The organism is Micromonospora psammae (genome assembly GCF_036902725.1).
Classification (GTDB): Bacteria; Actinomycetota; Actinomycetes; order Mycobacteriales; family Micromonosporaceae; genus Micromonospora.
This window is the reverse complement of the sequence record NZ_JBAKHM010000001.1, coordinates 579,547-595,423: the sequence shown is the minus strand read 5'-3', so window position 1 is coordinate 595,423 and position 15,877 is coordinate 579,547. Positions and strand designations below refer to the sequence as shown.

Genomic DNA, 15,877 nt, shown 5'->3' with positions numbered 1-15,877 from the left:
GTCAAGACGTCGTCCGCACCCCACAGGATCTGGAGTCGAAGCCGTGACCGAACGCCACCTGCAACCCCTGCTGCACGACCTGGTCGGGGTGGTCCACGCCCCCACCAGCGCGTTGGGTGACCGGGCCGGGCAGATCCGCCCGGCCGGCGTCCAGGGCGTCTTCCACGCCGACGCCCGGGTGCTCTCCCGGGCCGAGCTGCGGGTCGACGAGCGGGAGCCGGAGGCGCTGACGTACGGCCCGGACGGTCCGCACGGCGCCCGCTTCGTCGGCCTCGCCCGCTGGCTGGGCGACCCCGGCCCCGACCCGACCGTCCGGGTCGAGCGGGTCCGCCGGGCCGGCCCGCACGGGCTCGACGAGGAGGTACGGGTCGTCTCCACCGCCACGACACCGGTGCGGGCCACGGTCAGCGTCGACCTCGGCTGCGACCTGGCCCCGATCGAGGTGGTGAAGTCCGGCGCGACGGCGACGCCCATCGAGGCGAAGGCGGACCAGCCCGGCGAGCTGAGCTGGTCGGCCGACGGCATCACGGTGACCGTCACCGGCGAGGACGCCCGGGCGCACCCCGGCCGCACGCCCCGGCTCTCCTGGCCGGTCGACCTCGCCCCCGGCGGCGCCGTGACGCTGCGCTGGGGGTTGCGGGTCGACGACCCGCGCGCCGTGGTGGCTGCGCCGCGAGCCGAGCCGAGCTGGTCCCGGCCCGAGGTCCGCGCCGACGACCGGCGACTGGTCCGGCTGCTCGACCGCTCCCTGGACGACCTGCGGGGGCTACGGCTGACCGAGCCCGCCGCCCCCGGGGACGTCTTCCTCGGCGCCGGGGTGCCCTGGTTCCTCACCCTCTTCGGCCGGGACAGCCTCTGGGCGGCCCGGATGATGCTGCCGCTCGGCACCGAGCTGGCCGCCGGGACGCTGCGGGTCCTCGCCCGCCGGCAGGGCACCCGGATCGACCCGACCACCGGCGAGGCGCCGGGCAAGATCCTGCACGAGCTGCGCCGGCACGAGTTCGCCCTGGGCGACCAGGGGCTGCGACTGCCGCCGGCCTACTACGGCACGGTCGACGCCACCATGCTCTGGGTGGCGCTGCTGCACGACGCCTGGCGCTGGGGTCTGACCGCCGATGAGGTGGAACCCCTGCTGCCGCACCTCGAGGCGGCGCTGGGCTGGCTCGGCGAGCACGCCGACGCCGACGGCGACGGGCTGGTCGAGTACGTCGACACCACCGGCCACGGCCTGGCCAACCAGGGCTGGAAGGACTCCGGGGACGCCGTCCGGTTCCGCGACGGCCGGCTCGCCGCGCCGCCGATCGCGCTGGCCGAGGTGCAGGGGTACGCGCACCAGGCGGCCGTCAACGGCGCCGACCTGCTCGACGCGTTCGACCGCCCGGGCGCCGACCGCTGGCGCGGGTACGCCGAACGGCTCGCCGCCCGGTTCCGCGCCACCTTCTGGGTCGACGGCGGCCCGGCGGGCCCCCGTCCCGCGCTCGCCCTGGACCGGGAGAAGCGTCCGGTCGACGCGCTGACCAGCAACATCGGCCACCTGCTCGGCACCGGCCTGCTCTCCGGCGAGGAGGAGGCGCAGGTCGCCCGGCTGCTCACCGGGGACGCGCTGGCCGGCGGCTTCGGGCTGCGCACCATGTCCACCGACGACGCCGGGTTCAGCCCGCTGTCCTACCACTGCGGGTCGATCTGGACCCACGACACCGCGATCGTGCTCGCCGGGCTGGCCCGGGCCGGTTTCCGGGAGGCGGCGCTCGGTCTGGCGGAGGGGCTGCTCGGGGCGGCCGAGGCGTTCGACCACCGGCTGCCCGAACTCTACGGCGGCGACGACCGCACGCTGCTCGGCCGGCCGGTGCCGTACCCGGCGGCGTGCCGGCCGCAGGCCTGGTCGGCGGCGGCCGCGGTGCTGCTGCTCCAGGCCGGCGCGGGTCTGCACCCCGACGTGCCGAACGGCCGGGTGGCGCTGCGTCCGCTCGCCGGCCCGGAACTGGGCGCCCTGACGGTCCACGGCTTCCGCATCGCCGGCGCCCCCGTCGACGTCCAGGTCGACCAGGCCGGCCGGGCCACCGTCACCGGCCTCCCCGCCACCCTGCGCCTGGACCTCCCCGTTCCCACCCCACGCAGCGCCCCCACCCTCGTCCCCCGCTGATCCTCGCGCCGGTCACGAGGCGGGCGGCACCGGCCGCGCCGCCGGCCTCAAGACCCGGTGCGCAGCTCGGCGACCAGCTCGTCGTCCTCGCGAGCCCCGGTCGGAACGAAGCCGATCGAGGTGTAGAGGCGGGCGGCGGAGACGTTGGCCGGGTGGTACGACAGGCGGACCGGGCAGCCGCCGTCCTGCCCGCCGAGCCACTCGGCGAGGGTACGGACGGCCGCACGCCCGACGCCCCGGTCCTGCTCGGCCGCGTCGATCACCATCCCGCCGATCCAGCGGGAGCCGTCGTCGTCCACGCCCCACATGACGTGGCCGACCACCGCCTCGTCGGCGTACACCGCCAGCGAGGTCCAGACGTCCGACCGCATGCTCAGCAGCAGGTAGCGGGCGGCCAGCGCGGCCACCCACACGCGCTGGTCGTCGCGCGGGGCGACGTCGGCGACGGCCCGCCAGTTCCCGTCGTCGACCGGGCGCAACGTGACGTGGCGGCCGGCCCGGTCCCGCAGTGCGGCATCGATCACGGCGGCGAGCCTAGGGGCGCCCGCCCCGCCCGGCGACCGCATTTCCCGCGGTCCCCGGCGGGGCCGGCCGGTGCGGGCTCAGTCGAGCAGGGCGTCCAGGCCGATGGTCAGGCCGGGCCGGGTACGGACCGCGCGGACGGCCAGCAGCACCCCGGGCATGAAGGAGGCCCGGTCGTACGAGTCGTGTCGGATGGTCAGCGTCTCGCCGGTGGTGCCGAAGAGCACCTCCTGGTGCGCGACCAGGCCCATGGCGCGGACGGCGTGCACGCGTACCCCGTCGATGTCGGCGCCGCGGGCGCCGGGCACCTCGTCGGCGGTGGCGTCCGGCGTGGGCGCCATCCCGGCGTCGGCGCGGGCCTGGGCGATCGCCCGCGCGGTGTACGTGGCCGTGCCGCTGGGGGCGTCGAGCTTGCGCGGGTGATGCTGCTCGATGATCTCGACGGACTCGAAGTGCCGGGCCGCCCGGGCGGCGAACTGCATCATCAGCACCGCGCCGATGCCGAAGTTGGGGGCGATCACCACGCCGACGCCGGGTTTGCGCTCCAGCCAGCCGCGCACCCGCTCGATGCGCTGCTCGGTGAAGCCGGTGGTGCCGACCACCGCGCTGATGCCCTGGTCGATGCACCAGTGCAGGTTGTCCATGACGACGTCCGGGGTGGTGAAGTCGACGACCACCTCGGCGCCGGCGTCGGAGGCGTTGAACAGCCAGTCGCCCTGGTCGATCATGGCCACCAGGTCCATGTCGGAGGCGGCGTCCACCGCCTTGCACACCTCGACGCCCATCCGGCCACGGGCACCCAGCACGCCGACCCGGATCGGCTCGTCCGGGCCCTTCTCCTGCTCGTCAGTCACGGGGCACAACCTATCCCAATCAGGACGCGGTCACCCGCCGGGACCACCCACGTCCCACGGGGCGCCCGTGCTCCGCCCCGACCGCCTCCCCCGGCCGCCGGTGATCCACTCCAAACGCTCCCCCGGCAAGATCCAATCGTCCTGCCTCCCCCGGCACCGCGGAGATACAACCACCCGCCCCCAGGGCACTGCCGTGATCCACTCCGATGCGGCGTGTCGCGCCTTACGACCCAGCGAACACCGCGACACGCCGCAAACCGGGCCCGCACCCGTCCAGCCCCACCCGTCCGACAAGACTTGTCCCGGAGCCGTCCCACCGGGACCGACGGGCGAGCCCGAGATGCGGCATGTCGCGCCTTCCGGCCGCACGGACACCGCGACACGCCGCAAAGCGCCGCCGGCCACGGCGCGGCCGGCGGTCGAATCAGGCGGTCAGGCGGTCAGGCGGTGAAGTCGGTCTCGCCGAAGGGGCCGACCACGGCCAGGGACATCGGGCGGCTGAGCAGGTCGGCGGCGAGGGTGTTGACGTCCGCCACGGTGACCGCGTCGACCCGGGCCAGCAGCTCGTCGACCGGCATCAGGTCACCGTAGAGCAGCTCACCCTTGGCCAGCCGGCTCATCCGGGAGCCGGTGTCCTCCAAGCCGAGCACGAACGAGCCCTTGCTCATGCCCTTGCCCCGGGCCACCTCGGCCTCGGTCAGGCCGTCGGCGGCCACCCGGGCCAGCTCGGCGCGGGTCAGTTGCAGCACCTCGTCGACCTTGCCGGGCGCGCAGCCGGCGTAGACGGCGAAGAGGCCGCTGTCGGCGTACTGGCTGGCGTAGGAGTAGACCGAGTAGGCCAGGCCGCGCTGCTCGCGGATCTCCTGGAACAGTCGGCTGGACATGCCGCCGCCGAGGACGTTGTTGAGTACGCCGAGGGCGAAGCGCCGCTCGTCGGTGCGGTCGATGCCGGGGCAGCCGAGGATGACGTGCGCCTGCTCGGTCTCCTTCGGCTCGACCAGGGTGCCGGCCGGCCGGGTGCGTACCGGCGGAGTGGCCGGCCGGTGCGCGGCCGGCGCGGCCGGGTCGGTGTCCAGCGGGGTGCCGCGCAGCGCCTGCCGGACCAGCTTGACCACGGCGGCGTGGTCGAGGTTGCCGGCGGCGGCGATGACGATCTGCGGCGCGGTGTAGCGACCCCGGTAGAAGGTCTGGATCTGTCGCCGGGTCATCGGGGTGACCGTCTCCTCGGTGCCGGAGATCAGCCGGCCGAGCGGGTGGTCACCGTAGACGGCCCGGGCGAACAGGTCGTGCACCTCGTCGCCGGGCTCGTCGTCGTGCATGGCGATCTCTTCGAGGATGACGCCCCGCTCGGTCTCCACGTCCGCCGGCTCCAGCACCGAGTTCGCGACCGCGTCGCACATGACGTCGATGGCCAGCGGCAGGTCCTCGTCGAGCACCCGGGCGTAGTAGCAGGTGTATTCCTTCGTGGTGAAGGCGTTGGTCTCGCCGCCCACCGCCTCGATCTCGGAGGAGATCTCCAGCGCGCTGCGCTTCTGGGTGCCCTTGAAGAGCAGGTGCTCCAGGAAGTGCGCGGCGCCGGCCTCCGGCCCGGTCTCGTCACGGGAGCCAACGGCCACCCAGATGCCGAACGAGACGCTGCGCATTGCCGGGATCGCCTCGGTGAGCACGCGCAGCCCGCTGGGGAGCACGGTACGACGTACCGTGCCGCCCAGCGGGTCGTCGCTCAGCGTGCGGGTGACCGCCCGGGTCGTCCCGCCGGCCCGGCCGGGTGTCGCCCCGGCGGCGTGCCGGACGGCGCCGGACGGCACCACCCCCCGTCGACGCGCAGGGAAAGGCGAACGCTGGGCCCGACTCACGAAAACCTGCTCTCACTTCGACGAGGGGTGGGTGGTGCGGTGTCACGAGCGACGGCTCCAGCGGGGCGCGTCCTGCGCCGCGACCTGGAGCCGTCGACCGGCCGGGTGGCGAACGACGTCGCCACCCGACCGGGTACTACTCAGCTGTGCCGGGTACGACGGCGCGGACGCTCGCCGCCCTCGCCACCCTCGCCGCCGCGCTCCGGGCCACGACCGCCCCGGTCGCCGCCCCGCTCGCGGTCACCGCGGTCACGCGGACCCCGGTCGCCGCCACGGTCGCGGCCGGCCGGACGGTCACCCTCGGCGGGGGCCTCGCCGGCAGCCTCACCGGCGGCCGGCGCCGCCGGCGCCTCGGCGCCCTCCGGGCGGACCTTGTCCAGGTAGATCTTGCCGCGGGCGTCGATGTCCGCGATCTCCACCTCGACCCGGTCGCCGACGTTGAGGAAGTCCTCGACCCGCTCGACCCGCTTGCCGTCGCCCACCTTGGAGATGTGCAGCAGGCCGTCCCGGCCCGGCAGCAGCGAGATGAACGCGCCGAACGCGGCGGTCTTGACCACCGTGCCGAGGAACCGCTCGCCCTGCTTGGGCAGGGTGGGGTTGGCGATCCCGTTGATCCGGTCCACGGCCGCCTGGGCCGACGGGCCGTTGGTGGCGCCGACGTAGATCGTGCCGTCGTCCTCGATGGAGATCTCGGCGCCGGTCTCGTCCTGGATGGCGTTGATGGTCTGGCCCTTCGGGCCGATCACCATGCCGATCTTGTCGACCGGGATCTTGACGGTGGTGACCCGCGGCGCGTACTCCGACATCTCGGCCGGGCCCTCGATCGCCGCCCGCATCACCTCGAGGATGGTCTGCCGGGCCTCGTACGCCTGCTGCAACGCCGCCGCCAGCACGTCCGACGGGATGCCGTTGAGCTTGGTGTCGAGCTGCAGCGCGGTGACGAACTCCGGCGTACCGGCGACCTTGAAGTCCATGTCGCCGAACGCGTCCTCGGCGCCGAGGATGTCGGTCAGCGTCACGTACCGGGTCTTGCCGTCGACCTCGTCGGAGATGAGGCCCATGGCGATGCCGGCGACCGGCGCCTTCAGCGGCACACCGGCGCTGAGCAGGCCCAGCGTCGAGGCGCAGACCGAACCCATCGAGGTGGAGCCGTTGGAGCCGAGCGCCTCGGAGACCTGCCGGATGGCGTAGGGGAACTCCTCACGCGAGGGCAGCACCGGGATCAGCGCCCGCTCGGCCAGCGCGCCGTGGCCGATCTCCCGCCGCTTCGGCGAGCCGACCCGGCCGGTCTCACCGGTCGAGTAGGGCGGGAAGTTGTAGTTGTGCATGTAGCGCTTGCGGTTCTCCGGAGAGAGGGTGTCCACCATCTGCTCCATGCGCAGCATGTTCAGCGTGGTGACGCCCAGGATCTGGGTCTCGCCCCGCTCGAACAGCGCCGAGCCGTGCACCCGCGGCAGCACGCCGACCTCGGCGGTCAGCGGACGGATGTCGCGCGGGCCGCGGCCGTCGATGCGGATCTGCTCGCGCAGCACCCGGTTGCGGACCTCGGACTTGGTCAGCGACCGGAAGGCGGCGCTGAGCTCCTTCTCCCGGCCCTCGAAGCGCGGGCCGAGCTCCTCGGCGACCTTGGCCTTGATCCGGTCCAGGGCCTCCTCGCGGTCGGCCTTGCCGGCGATCTGGAGGGCCTCGGCGACCTCGGCGCGGGTCAGGTCGGCGACCGCCTGGTAGACGTCGTCCTGGTAGTCGAGGAAGACCGGGAACTCGGCGACCGGCTTGGCGGCCACCTCGGCCAGCTCGCTCTGCGCGCGGCACAGCTCGCGGATCGCCGGCTTGGCGGCCTCCAGGCCGCTGGCGACGATCTCCTCGGTCGGGGCGGCGGCGCCGCCGGCGATCAGGGTGACGGCGTGCGGCGTCGCCTCGGCCTCGACCATCATGATCGCCACGTCGCCGTCGGGCAGCGCGCGGCCGGCCACGACCATGTCGAAGGTGGCCCGGGCCAGCTCCTCCAGGGTCGGGAAGGCGACCCACTGGCCCTCGACGTGCGCGACCCGGGTCGCCCCGATCGGGCCGGAGAACGGCAGGCCGGAGAGCTTGGTCGACATCGAGGCGGCGTTGATCGCCACGACGTCGTACGGGTGCTGCGGGTCGAGCGCGAGGATGGTCTCGACGACCTGGACCTCGTTGCGCAGGCCCTTGACGAACGACGGGCGCAGCGGCCGGTCGATCAGCCGGCAGGTGAGGATCGCGTCCTCGCTGGGGCGGCCCTCGCGGCGGAAGAACGAGCCGGGGATCCGGCCCGCGGCGTACATCCGCTCCTCGACGTCGACGGTCAGCGGGAAGAAGTCGAACTGCTCCTTCGGCTGCTTGCCGGCGGTGGTGGCGGAGAGGACGACCGTCTCGCCGAGCTGGGCGACGACGGAGCCGGCGGCCTGCCGGGCCAGCCGGCCGGTGGAGAAGGTGATCTCACGGGTGCCGAAGGACCCGTTGTCGATCACGGCGGTGCGGGATTCGGTGCCGAGGTTGGTCTCGGTCATGTGCTGTCGTGCTCCTTCGCGTCGGGGGCCCACGACTCGGGAGCTGCTCAGACGGCCGGTCTTCGATCGAAGCGCCCGGGTGCCGGCGTGATGCCGGGTTGCCCGGGGGCCACTACCGGAGACCGGTACGCTGACCGGCTCCCTTACGGGTGGTCGCGCGGCCCAGTTCCTTCATTGGTACCGGAACGGGGGAGCGGCCGCAGGCCACTCCCCCGTCGCGTCACCTCCGCAGGCCGAGCCGCTCGATGAGCGACCGGTAGCGGTTGATGTCCTTCTTCTGGACGTAGTTGAGCAGCCGGCGGCGACGGCCGACCAGCAGCAGCAGCCCACGGCGGCTGTGGTGGTCGTGCTTGTGCACCTTCAGGTGCTCGGTGAGCTCCGCGATCCGCTTGGTCAGGACCGCGACCTGCACCTCCGGCGAACCGGTGTCGCCCTCGGCGGTCGCGTACTCCGAACGGATCTTGGCCTTGGCTTCCTGGTCGAGCGCCATGTTCTCCCTGTTTCGATGGGTTGATCAGTGGGTGTCCGTCGACTCGGTCAGTGGACCGGAAACGGACCGGTACCTCGCACCCGCGGCGTCGTGCAGGCACGCGAGGCCCCACGTCGGTCAGCCGACGTCCCAGTCAGCCTACCAGCCCGCGCCGGGACCGCCCGGTCAAGGGCGACGGGGCGGCCGGGCGGGAGCGCTCAGCCGACCGCGCGCCGGGTCCGCTCGACGTCCTCGGCCATCTGCGCGACGAGCGGCTCGATCGTCTCGTAACGGCGCTGTTCGCGCAGGTGGGCGACGAAGTCCAGGGCGAGCCGCTCGCCGTACAGGTCGCCGGAGAAGTCCAGCGCGTACGCCTCCACCCGGCGCTCCCGGCCGGAGAAGGTCGGGTTCGTGCCGACCGACACCGCGGCCACCAGCGACTCCCCGTGCCCCCGGCGCAGCAGCCGGGCGGCGTACACCCCGTCGGCGGGCACCGCCGCGTACCGGTGGCAGAGCAGGTTGGCGGTGGGGTAACCCAGCTCACGTCCGCGCTGGTCGCCGCGGACCACCACCCCCTCCAACCGGTGCGGCCGGCCCAGCGCGGCGGCCGCCGCGGCCACGTCGCCCGCGTCGACACAGGCCCGGATGTACGTGGAGGAGAAGACGGTGCTCCCGTCGGCGACCAGCGGCGCGCCCTCCACCCCGAAGCCGAAGGTCCGGCCGAGCCGCTCCAGCAGGCCGACGTCCCCGGCGGCCCGGTGTCCGAAGCGGAAGTTTCCTCCCACCACGACCAGCGCGGCGTGCAGGTGCTCGACCAGGATGTCGTGCACGAACGCCTCGGCGGTCAGCCGGGAGAATTCCTGGGTGAACGGCACCACGCAGAGCACGTCCACGCCGAGCGCCTCGATCAGCTCCGCCTTGCGGGCCGGCTCGGTGAGCACGGCGGGGTGCGAGCCGGGCCGCACCACCTCGGCGGGGTGCGGGTCGAAGGTGACCACGACCGACTTCACGCCCAGCTCCCGGGCCCGGGCCACGGCGTGTCCGATGGTCGCCTGGTGTCCCTTGTGCACCCCGTCGAAGACGCCGATGGTGACGACCGACCGCCCCCAGCCACCGGGCGCCGCCTCGTACCCCCGCCACCGCTGCATGCCGCTCCTCCCTGCTCCCCGCGCCGCGCGCGGGCTGCTGCGCCCGGATGCCGGGCCGATCTGCGCCGGTCAGGCCCGGCGAACCCCCGCCCGGCCGTCAGGCCGGGGCGAGCACGATCTCCGCGCGGGCCCGGCCGTCCCGCTCGCTGACGATAGCGATCAGGCCACCGTCGGGACCGAAGACGGCGTACGGCCCGGCGATGCCGGCCGGGTCCAGCGGGCCGCCGTGGGAGAGCACCTTCGCCTCGTCCGCGTTGGCCTCCCGACGCGGGAAGAACCGGTCGGCGGCCGCGTCGAGCGGCAGGTTGACCACCTCGGGGGCGCGCTGCTCCAGCTGGTCGAGGGTGGCCGCCTCGGCGAGGGTGAACCCGCCGACCGCGTTACGCCGCAGCGCGGTGAGGTGCCCGCCCACCCCGAGCGCCAGGCCGGCGTCCCGGGCGATGGCCCGGATGTACGTGCCGGAGGAGCAGGTCACGTCGATGTCGACGTCCACCACGTCGGGGGTGTCCCGGCGGATCGCCAGCACCTCCAGGCGGGAGATGGTGACCCGGCGGGCGGGCAGCTCCACGCTCTCACCCTCGCGCACCCGCTTGTACGCCCGCTGCCCGTCGATCTTGATGGCGCTGACCGCGCTCGGTACCTGGTCGACCTCGCCGGCGAGCGCGGCGAAGGCCGCCCGGATCGCGTCGTCGGCGAGCAGACCGGCCGGGGTGGTGGCGATCACGTCGCCCTCGGCGTCGTCGGTGACGGTGGCCTGCCCGAGCCGGACGGTGCCGGTGTAGCTCTTGCCCGCGCCGATCACGTACGTCAGCAGCCGGGTCGCCCGGCCCACCCCGATCACCAGCACGCCGGTGGCCATCGGGTCGAGGGTGCCGCCGTGCCCGACCCGGCGGGTCCGGGCCAGCCGGCGGATCCGCGCCACCACGTCGTGCGACGTCATGCCGCCGGGCTTGTCCACCACGATCAGACCGTCAGTGCTCACGACACCCAAGCCTGCCAGACGCCCCGTCGACGGCTGCGCCCACCGGGTGCGGCCGCGGGATCACCCCGGCCCGGATCGGACGCCGCGACGACCACGGGGCCACGCGGGGCAGCGCCCAGCTGGCCCTGGCGCTGGAAGAAGCCTCCCCTAGCTCCGGACGGCGCCGACCACCGCCCAGCCACCGGAACGCAGCCGCAGCAGCAGGGCGGCCAGCCGGATCACCACGAACAGGGTGAGCCCGGCCCAGATCCCGCCCAGGCCCAGGTCGAGGCCGTAGGCGAGCCAGATCGCCGGCAGGAACCCGCCGAGCGCGGCGACGATGGTGAGGTTGCGCAGGTAGCGGGTATCGCCAGCACCGATCAGCACCCCGTCCAGGGCGAACACCACGCCGGCCAGGGGCTGCATCGCCACGAACCACGGCCAGGCGACCATCGCCTGGTCGCGTACCTGGGGATCGGAGCTGAACCAGCCGGGCACCACGCCGGCGCCGGCGGCGATGAGGACCGCGAACGCGACGCCGCAGACCGCCCCGAGCAGGGCGAACCGCCGGGCCAGCGCCCGCGCCCCGGCGGCGTCGCCGGCGCCGAGCGCGGCGCCGATCAGCGACTGGGCGGCGATCGCCAGGGCGTCGAGCAGCAGCGCGGTGAAGAACCACAGTTGCAGGGCGATCTGGTGGGCGCCCACCGCGGCGGCGCCGAACCGGGCGGCCACCGCCGTGGCGGAGAGAAAGCTGGCCTGGAAGGCCAGCCCCCGGACCAGCAGGTCACGGCTGAGCACCAGCTGCTGCCGGATCAGCTCCGGCCGGGGTCGCAGGGAGACCCGCTCGCGGACCAGGGCGGCGGCGAAGAGCCCGCCGGAGAGGGTCTGGGCGGCCGCGTTGGCCACCGCCGAACCGGCCAGGCCCAGCCCGGCCGGGTAGACCAGCAGCGGGCAGAGCAGCGCGGAGAGCAGGTTGGGGGCGAGCACGAAGAGCAGCGGCCGGCGAGTGTCCTGGATGCCGCGCAGCCAGCCGTTGCCGGCGGCGGCGACCAGCAGCCCGGGGGCGCCGAGCGCCGCGATCCGCAGCCACTGCGCGGCCGCGCCGGCCACGTCGGCCACGTCGCCCCCACCACCGGCGAGGGTACGCGCCAGCGCGCCGCCGCCGAGCTGCATGCCGACCGCGACGAGCAGCCCGACGGCGAGGGCGAGCCAGGACGCCTGAACGCCCTCGGCCACTGCGGCGGCCCGGTCGCCGGAGCCGTACCGGCGGGCGGCCCGCCCGGTGATCCCGTAGGCCAGCACGGTGCCGAGCCAGGCGGTGAGGGTCATCACGGTGCCGCCGACGGCCAGCGCGGCCAGCGGCACCCGGCCGAGGTGCCCGACCACCGCGGTGTCGACCAGCACGTAGAGCGGCTCGGCGGCGAGCACCACCAGGGCGGGCAGGGCGAGGGCGGCGATCCGGCGCGCGGTGGCGGCGTCGGTGACGCTGGTCTGGCTCATCGTCGCCGATCCTGGCACGACCAACGTAAGGATCGCAATAGCGCCGACCACTTACGCCGGGACCGCGTGACCGGGGCCGCGGGCCCCCTGCACCACGTCGCCTGGCAGCAGGCCCTCGGCGAATGGGGCCGCGACCTGCCCGAGGAGCTCTTCTACGCCTGGGGCGGCCGGCCCGCTGCGGACATCACCGCCACCCTCAACGAGCGGCACGGCCTGATCATGCCGGTGGCGACCGCGCCCGAGGTACTGGCGCACATCGAGGACGGCCACGGCGGCTGCATGGCCTCGGTCCGGATGCCGGCGCCCTGGCAGCGACGGCCGGCCGACCACCGGTAGCGGTAGCCGGAGCGCATCGTCGTCCACCGGCGGGCTCAACCCGGCGGCAGTGAGTCCCGCCAGGGGCGGACCTGGCGGCGGCCGAGCAGCCGGACCACCGGCAACCACGGCGCGTAGGCGACGACGGCGGCAGCGGCGGCGGCGAACACCCCGCGGACCGACAAGGTCTCGACGGGCCGGCGACGCTGATGGCTGCCAAGAGGCGTCCCAGCGGCGGCGGTGCCGGTTGTCTGGCGTCCTTTAGAGCTGATGACGTAAAAGACTCGCCCCGGACCGGACCGGACCGGACCGGACCGGACCGGACCGTGAGTCGTCTACGTCATCAGCTCTGAAGGAGCGAGTCGAGTCTCGCGCTGCGCAGAGGCAGCCGCAGCGCCTCACCCGTACGCGGCGCCAGACGGGACGCAGCGCCCAAACGGACGCAGCGACAAAAGTCAGGAGCGGGTAGAGGCGCACGTAGCCCAGGAACTCGCGGTCCAGCCGCTCAGGGCAGCCGTGCGGCAGGTTCGGGCGGCCGGCGGCGCGGCGGTCCCAGCGGTGACGGACCACACGGGCGAGGGCAGAGCGGCCCCGGCAGGTCGACCAGGACGAGCAGGTCGGCTCGGGGCAGCCGGAGGTCCAGGGTGCCGCCGTAGTTGCCGTCCATCACCCAGCTGGGCGGGCGGCCAGCGCGGACACCTCGGCGCGGAATTCCGCGCCGTCGGGGGCGACCCAGCCGGGTCGCCAGTAGTGCCGGTCGAGGTGGATCAGCGGAAGGCGAGCCGGCGGGCGAGCCTCCCGGTGGGCGGTGACGTCGTCGACGTGGGACGTCGGCGGCGTCACCGCCGGTCGGCCAGCGTCACTGGCGGGTGTCCATCGAGGTCTGCAGCGCGCGGCGCATCTGCTCGCGCGCCTCGTCGGTGGTCTCGGGCTTGGGCTTGGTCGCCATCGGAAGTCCCTTCCAGGGTGCGGACCACCGAGACACGGTGGCCCTACGGGCGGTCCTGCTGGGCACCGGGCGGCGGTCCGGGATCTCCGGAGCGGTCGCCTGGCAGCGTGAGCCCGGGTCGGTCTGACCCTGGAGGGAGGCGGCACCGGGTGTGGCGCCACCGCCCACGACCTGCGTCGCGGGGCGGCGCGGCCGTTAACCCAAGTTAACGTTCAGTTCCATATGTTGCCCGCTGTTCCCGAAATCTGGACACCGGCGTCCGCCCAGCTCACCGGGCCAGGAAGTGCCAGCCCACCCACCACCAGAAGCTGAACAACCCGATCCGCCCGATGGGCACCGGGCCGATCTCGTACCGCATCAGGTACCCGCAGACGTCGCCCAGCGACGGCACCCGGGAGCCCTCCCGGCGGGAGGCCCACTCGACCGCGGCGAAGAGCAGCAGGGCGACCGAGAAGCCCGTGATGGCGAGGACCCGCATCATCGCCGGACCAGCCCCCAGAAGGCCGCCAGCCAGGCGAACCAGGCCCCGGAGCGGACCAGCTCGTCCTTGAGCAACGGATCGGTCAACCGGGAGAAGGTGGGAAACGCGTCCCGCGCGGCGAGCGTGAACGTGGCGGCCTCGAAGACACTGAAGATCGCGGCGGGCAGCACCCACCAGAGCGCACCCCGCCCCAACCGGCGAGGCGCCGGTCGCCGGGGCACCCGGTTGCCGAAGCCCAGCCAGATCAGCACCCCGCCGGCGACCAGCGTCCAGACACTGGCCTGCGTCGAGAAGGAGGGCAGTTGGCCACCCACCAGCGAGACGCAGGCGAGCACCGGCAGCGTGACCACCGGACGATCCCAGGCGCGGGGCGCCTCTACGGCCAACTCGTGGGGGTGATCCATCCTCCGATTCTGCCCGCGGTCACGCGGCGTGGGAAGACCGACACTCCTCGACGTCTCAGTGGGCGGTCAGGGCCTCGTCGAGCCGGGCGCGGATCCGCCCCACGACCTCCTCGGCGCCGCCCCGGCCGGTGAACCCGGCCGCGAACCGGTGGCCGCCACCGTCGAGCGCCACCGCCACCCGGCTCACGTCGACCGCGCCCTTGCTCCGCATGGACACCGCCCACTCGTCGGCCGCCACCTGCTTCAGCACGCACGCCACGTCGGCCTCCGCGGTGCACCGGACCGAGTCGATCAACGCCTCCAGCACGTACGGTCGCTGGTCGTGCCGGGCCAGGTCGTCCAGGGTCGCGTACGTCCAGACCAGGCCGTGGCCCGCCGCGGCCGCCGGCTCCAGGCGGGCCCGGAGCAGCACCTCGCCGAAGAGCTGGACCGCTCCGAACGGCCGGGTGTCGAAGACCCGACGCGAGATGTCGCCCGGGTTGATCCCGGTGGCGAGCAGCCGCGCGGCCAACCGGTGCACCGCCGGGGTGGTGGCCTCGAACCGGAACGAGCCGGTGTCCGTGGTCAGCGCGACGTAGAGCCCCACGGCGATCTCGGCGTCCAGCGGCACGTCCAACCGGGCGAGCAGCTCCCCGGCCACGACGGAGGTCGCCGCGGCCCGGGGGTCCACGAGGTGGATGCCACCGAAGCGGGTGTTCGAGGCGTGGTGGTCGAGGACCAGGGCGGCGCCGGCGGTGTCCAGCCGGTCCACCAGCTCGCCGAGGCGGGACTCGCTCGCCGCGTCGAAGCAGATCACCAGGTCCGGATCGGGGTACGCCTCGACGGCCGGCACCAGCAGGTCGGCCCCCGGCAGCCAGCGGAGCGACTCGGGCAGCTCCGGCGGCCCCGGGAAGGTCGCCTGGAGCCGTCGTACGCCCAGCCGGCGCAGGCCCAGCCCGAAGCCGAGCATGCTGCCGAGCGCGTCCCCGTCGGGGTTGACATGGCAGATCAGCAGCACCCGGGCCTCGGCCGACAGCCCACGGACCGCCGCCACCGCGGCGGCCCAGTCGGCCTCGGTCGGGCCCCCGTCACCGGACGCGGGCCCGGTGAGCAGTCCTCCGGCCGATCCGCCCGGGGCGTCGGTCACCGCCGGTCCGCTGCGGGCGGGGTCTCGTCGTCGACGTCGTCGGCGTCGTCCGAGACGTCCTCGTCGGACTCGACCCGGTACGGCTGGGGCTCACCCGCGTACTGCGCCCGGGCGGCCAGCCGCTGCACCTCGGCGTCGGCGTGGCGGGCCTGGGCGAGCAGGTCGTCGATCTGCTTGACCTGGTCCTGCACGTCGTCCAGGACGAAGGTCAGCGACGGCGAGTGGCGCAGCCCGAGGGCCTTGCCGACGGTGCTGCGCAGCATCCCCTTGGCGCTCTCCAGCGCGGCGGCGGTGCTGGCCTGGGCGGCCGCGTCGCCGAGCACGGTGTAGAAGACCGTGGCGTCACGCAGATCCGCGGTGATCCGGGCGTCGGTGATCGTGATCATGCCGAGCCGGGGGTCCTTGATCTGGCTCCGCACCACCGACGCGACCAGTTCGCGGATGCGCTCCGCGTGCCGGCGTACCTTGGCCGGATCCGTCATCTCCCCCACCTCCAGGGCATCCTGCTCCCGACCGGACACGACGGCAGGCAACGCCGTCGGGACCGACCGCTCAACATCTCGAACACTACCCGCGCGGCCCCGGCCGTCGCGCGCCGCCGGTGGCGACGGACAC

General features: G+C 74.2%; 16 protein-coding genes. 2 read left to right on the top strand and 14 right to left on the bottom strand.

What is annotated here, in order from left to right:
- Window positions 1-43: 43 nt before the first annotated feature.
- On the top strand, window positions 44-2,143 hold the full coding sequence (locus tag V6U79_RS02775) for an amylo-alpha-1,6-glucosidase (RefSeq protein ID WP_334613338.1): 2,100 nt from the start codon (window positions 44-46) through the stop codon (window positions 2,141-2,143).
- 47 nt (window positions 2,144-2,190) lie between these two features.
- Here the strand turns inward: V6U79_RS02775 and V6U79_RS02770 are convergent, their stop codons facing one another.
- The 8 genes from V6U79_RS02770 to V6U79_RS02735 form a co-directional block, all read right to left on the bottom strand.
- A complete protein-coding gene (locus V6U79_RS02770) occupies window positions 2,191-2,667 on the bottom strand; it encodes a GNAT family N-acetyltransferase (protein ID WP_334613336.1) in 477 nt (158 codons plus the stop codon).
- A 78-nt stretch (window positions 2,668-2,745) separates the two neighbouring features.
- On the bottom strand, window positions 2,746-3,519 hold the full coding sequence (gene dapB, locus V6U79_RS02765) for a 4-hydroxy-tetrahydrodipicolinate reductase (RefSeq protein WP_334523157.1): 774 nt from the start codon (window positions 3,517-3,519) through the stop codon (window positions 2,746-2,748).
- Between the two features lie 440 nt (window positions 3,520-3,959).
- Complete coding sequence (locus tag V6U79_RS02760; RefSeq protein ID WP_442933292.1) at window positions 3,960-5,330, bottom strand: M16 family metallopeptidase; 1,371 nt, start codon at window positions 5,328-5,330, stop codon at window positions 3,960-3,962.
- A 185-nt stretch (window positions 5,331-5,515) separates the two neighbouring features.
- Window positions 5,516-7,909, bottom strand: a complete 2,394-nt coding sequence (locus V6U79_RS02755; RefSeq protein WP_334523152.1) for a polyribonucleotide nucleotidyltransferase — start codon at window positions 7,907-7,909, stop codon at window positions 5,516-5,518.
- 220 nt (window positions 7,910-8,129) lie between these two features.
- Window positions 8,130-8,399 carry a 30S ribosomal protein S15 gene (rpsO, locus tag V6U79_RS02750; RefSeq protein WP_067302624.1) on the bottom strand — a complete coding sequence of 90 codons (270 nt, stop codon included), beginning with the start codon at window positions 8,397-8,399 and terminating at the stop codon, window positions 8,130-8,132.
- Window positions 8,400-8,596: 197 nt separating this feature from the next.
- Window positions 8,597-9,526: a bifunctional riboflavin kinase/FAD synthetase gene (locus V6U79_RS02745; RefSeq protein ID WP_334523143.1), complete on the bottom strand. Its 930-nt coding sequence runs from the start codon at window positions 9,524-9,526 to the stop codon at window positions 8,597-8,599.
- A 97-nt stretch (window positions 9,527-9,623) separates the two neighbouring features.
- On the bottom strand, window positions 9,624-10,508 hold the full coding sequence (gene truB / locus V6U79_RS02740; protein WP_334523141.1) for a tRNA pseudouridine(55) synthase TruB: 885 nt from the start codon (window positions 10,506-10,508) through the stop codon (window positions 9,624-9,626).
- 147 nt (window positions 10,509-10,655) lie between these two features.
- Window positions 10,656-11,987: an MATE family efflux transporter gene (locus V6U79_RS02735; protein ID WP_334613334.1), complete on the bottom strand. Its 1,332-nt coding sequence runs from the start codon at window positions 11,985-11,987 to the stop codon at window positions 10,656-10,658.
- Between the two features lie 66 nt (window positions 11,988-12,053).
- On the opposite strand from V6U79_RS02735, the gene V6U79_RS02730 reads away from it, so the two are divergent.
- Entirely contained in the window at window positions 12,054-12,323 is a 270-nt protein-coding gene (locus V6U79_RS02730) for an HAD family hydrolase (protein WP_334523135.1), read from the top strand.
- A 35-nt stretch (window positions 12,324-12,358) separates the two neighbouring features.
- On the opposite strand, the gene V6U79_RS02725 is transcribed toward V6U79_RS02730, so the two are convergent.
- From V6U79_RS02725 to rbfA, 6 genes are all read right to left on the bottom strand, one after another.
- The gene (locus tag V6U79_RS02725) at window positions 12,359-12,487 is read right to left on the bottom strand and encodes a hypothetical protein (protein ID WP_334613332.1); all 129 of its coding nucleotides are present in this window, start codon (window positions 12,485-12,487) and stop codon (window positions 12,359-12,361) included.
- A 481-nt stretch (window positions 12,488-12,968) separates the two neighbouring features.
- Window positions 12,969-13,145, bottom strand: coding sequence for a hypothetical protein (locus V6U79_RS02720; protein ID WP_334523129.1), 177 nt, complete (start codon window positions 13,143-13,145; stop codon window positions 12,969-12,971).
- A gap of 374 nt (window positions 13,146-13,519) precedes the next feature.
- Complete coding sequence (locus V6U79_RS02715) at window positions 13,520-13,729, bottom strand: DUF6186 family protein (RefSeq protein WP_334523254.1); 210 nt, start codon at window positions 13,727-13,729, stop codon at window positions 13,520-13,522.
- The gene (locus V6U79_RS02710; RefSeq protein ID WP_334523127.1) at window positions 13,729-14,136 is read right to left on the bottom strand and encodes a hypothetical protein; all 408 of its coding nucleotides are present in this window, start codon (window positions 14,134-14,136) and stop codon (window positions 13,729-13,731) included. The genes V6U79_RS02715 and V6U79_RS02710 overlap by 1 nt, the downstream gene beginning before the upstream one ends.
- A gap of 55 nt (window positions 14,137-14,191) precedes the next feature.
- Window positions 14,192-15,229: a DHH family phosphoesterase gene (locus tag V6U79_RS02705; RefSeq protein WP_334613396.1), complete on the bottom strand. Its 1,038-nt coding sequence runs from the start codon at window positions 15,227-15,229 to the stop codon at window positions 14,192-14,194.
- A gap of 29 nt (window positions 15,230-15,258) precedes the next feature.
- A complete protein-coding gene (rbfA, locus tag V6U79_RS02700) occupies window positions 15,259-15,744 on the bottom strand; it encodes a 30S ribosome-binding factor RbfA (RefSeq protein ID WP_334523125.1) in 486 nt (161 codons plus the stop codon).
- Window positions 15,745-15,877: the final 133 nt, after the last annotated feature.

What these genes read in the sequence shown, in the direction of transcription:
- V6U79_RS02755 (WP_334523152.1), bottom strand. Translation starts at nt 7,909, where the DNA reads ATGACCGAGACCAACCTCGGCACCGAATCCCGCACCGCCGTGATCGAC.
- rpsO (WP_067302624.1), bottom strand. Translation starts at nt 8,399, where the DNA reads ATGGCGCTCGACCAGGAAGCCAAGGCCAAGATCCGTTCGGAGTACGCG.
- V6U79_RS02745 (WP_334523143.1), bottom strand. Translation starts at nt 9,526, where the DNA reads ATGCAGCGGTGGCGGGGGTACGAGGCGGCGCCCGGTGGCTGGGGGCGG.
- V6U79_RS02735 (WP_334613334.1), bottom strand. Translation starts at nt 11,987, where the DNA reads ATGAGCCAGACCAGCGTCACCGACGCCGCCACCGCGCGCCGGATCGCC.
- V6U79_RS02715 (WP_334523254.1), bottom strand. Translation starts at nt 13,729, where the DNA reads ATGCGGGTCCTCGCCATCACGGGCTTCTCGGTCGCCCTGCTGCTCTTC.
- V6U79_RS02710 (WP_334523127.1), bottom strand. Translation starts at nt 14,136, where the DNA reads ATGGATCACCCCCACGAGTTGGCCGTAGAGGCGCCCCGCGCCTGGGAT.
- rbfA (WP_334523125.1), bottom strand. Translation starts at nt 15,744, where the DNA reads ATGACGGATCCGGCCAAGGTACGCCGGCACGCGGAGCGCATCCGCGAA.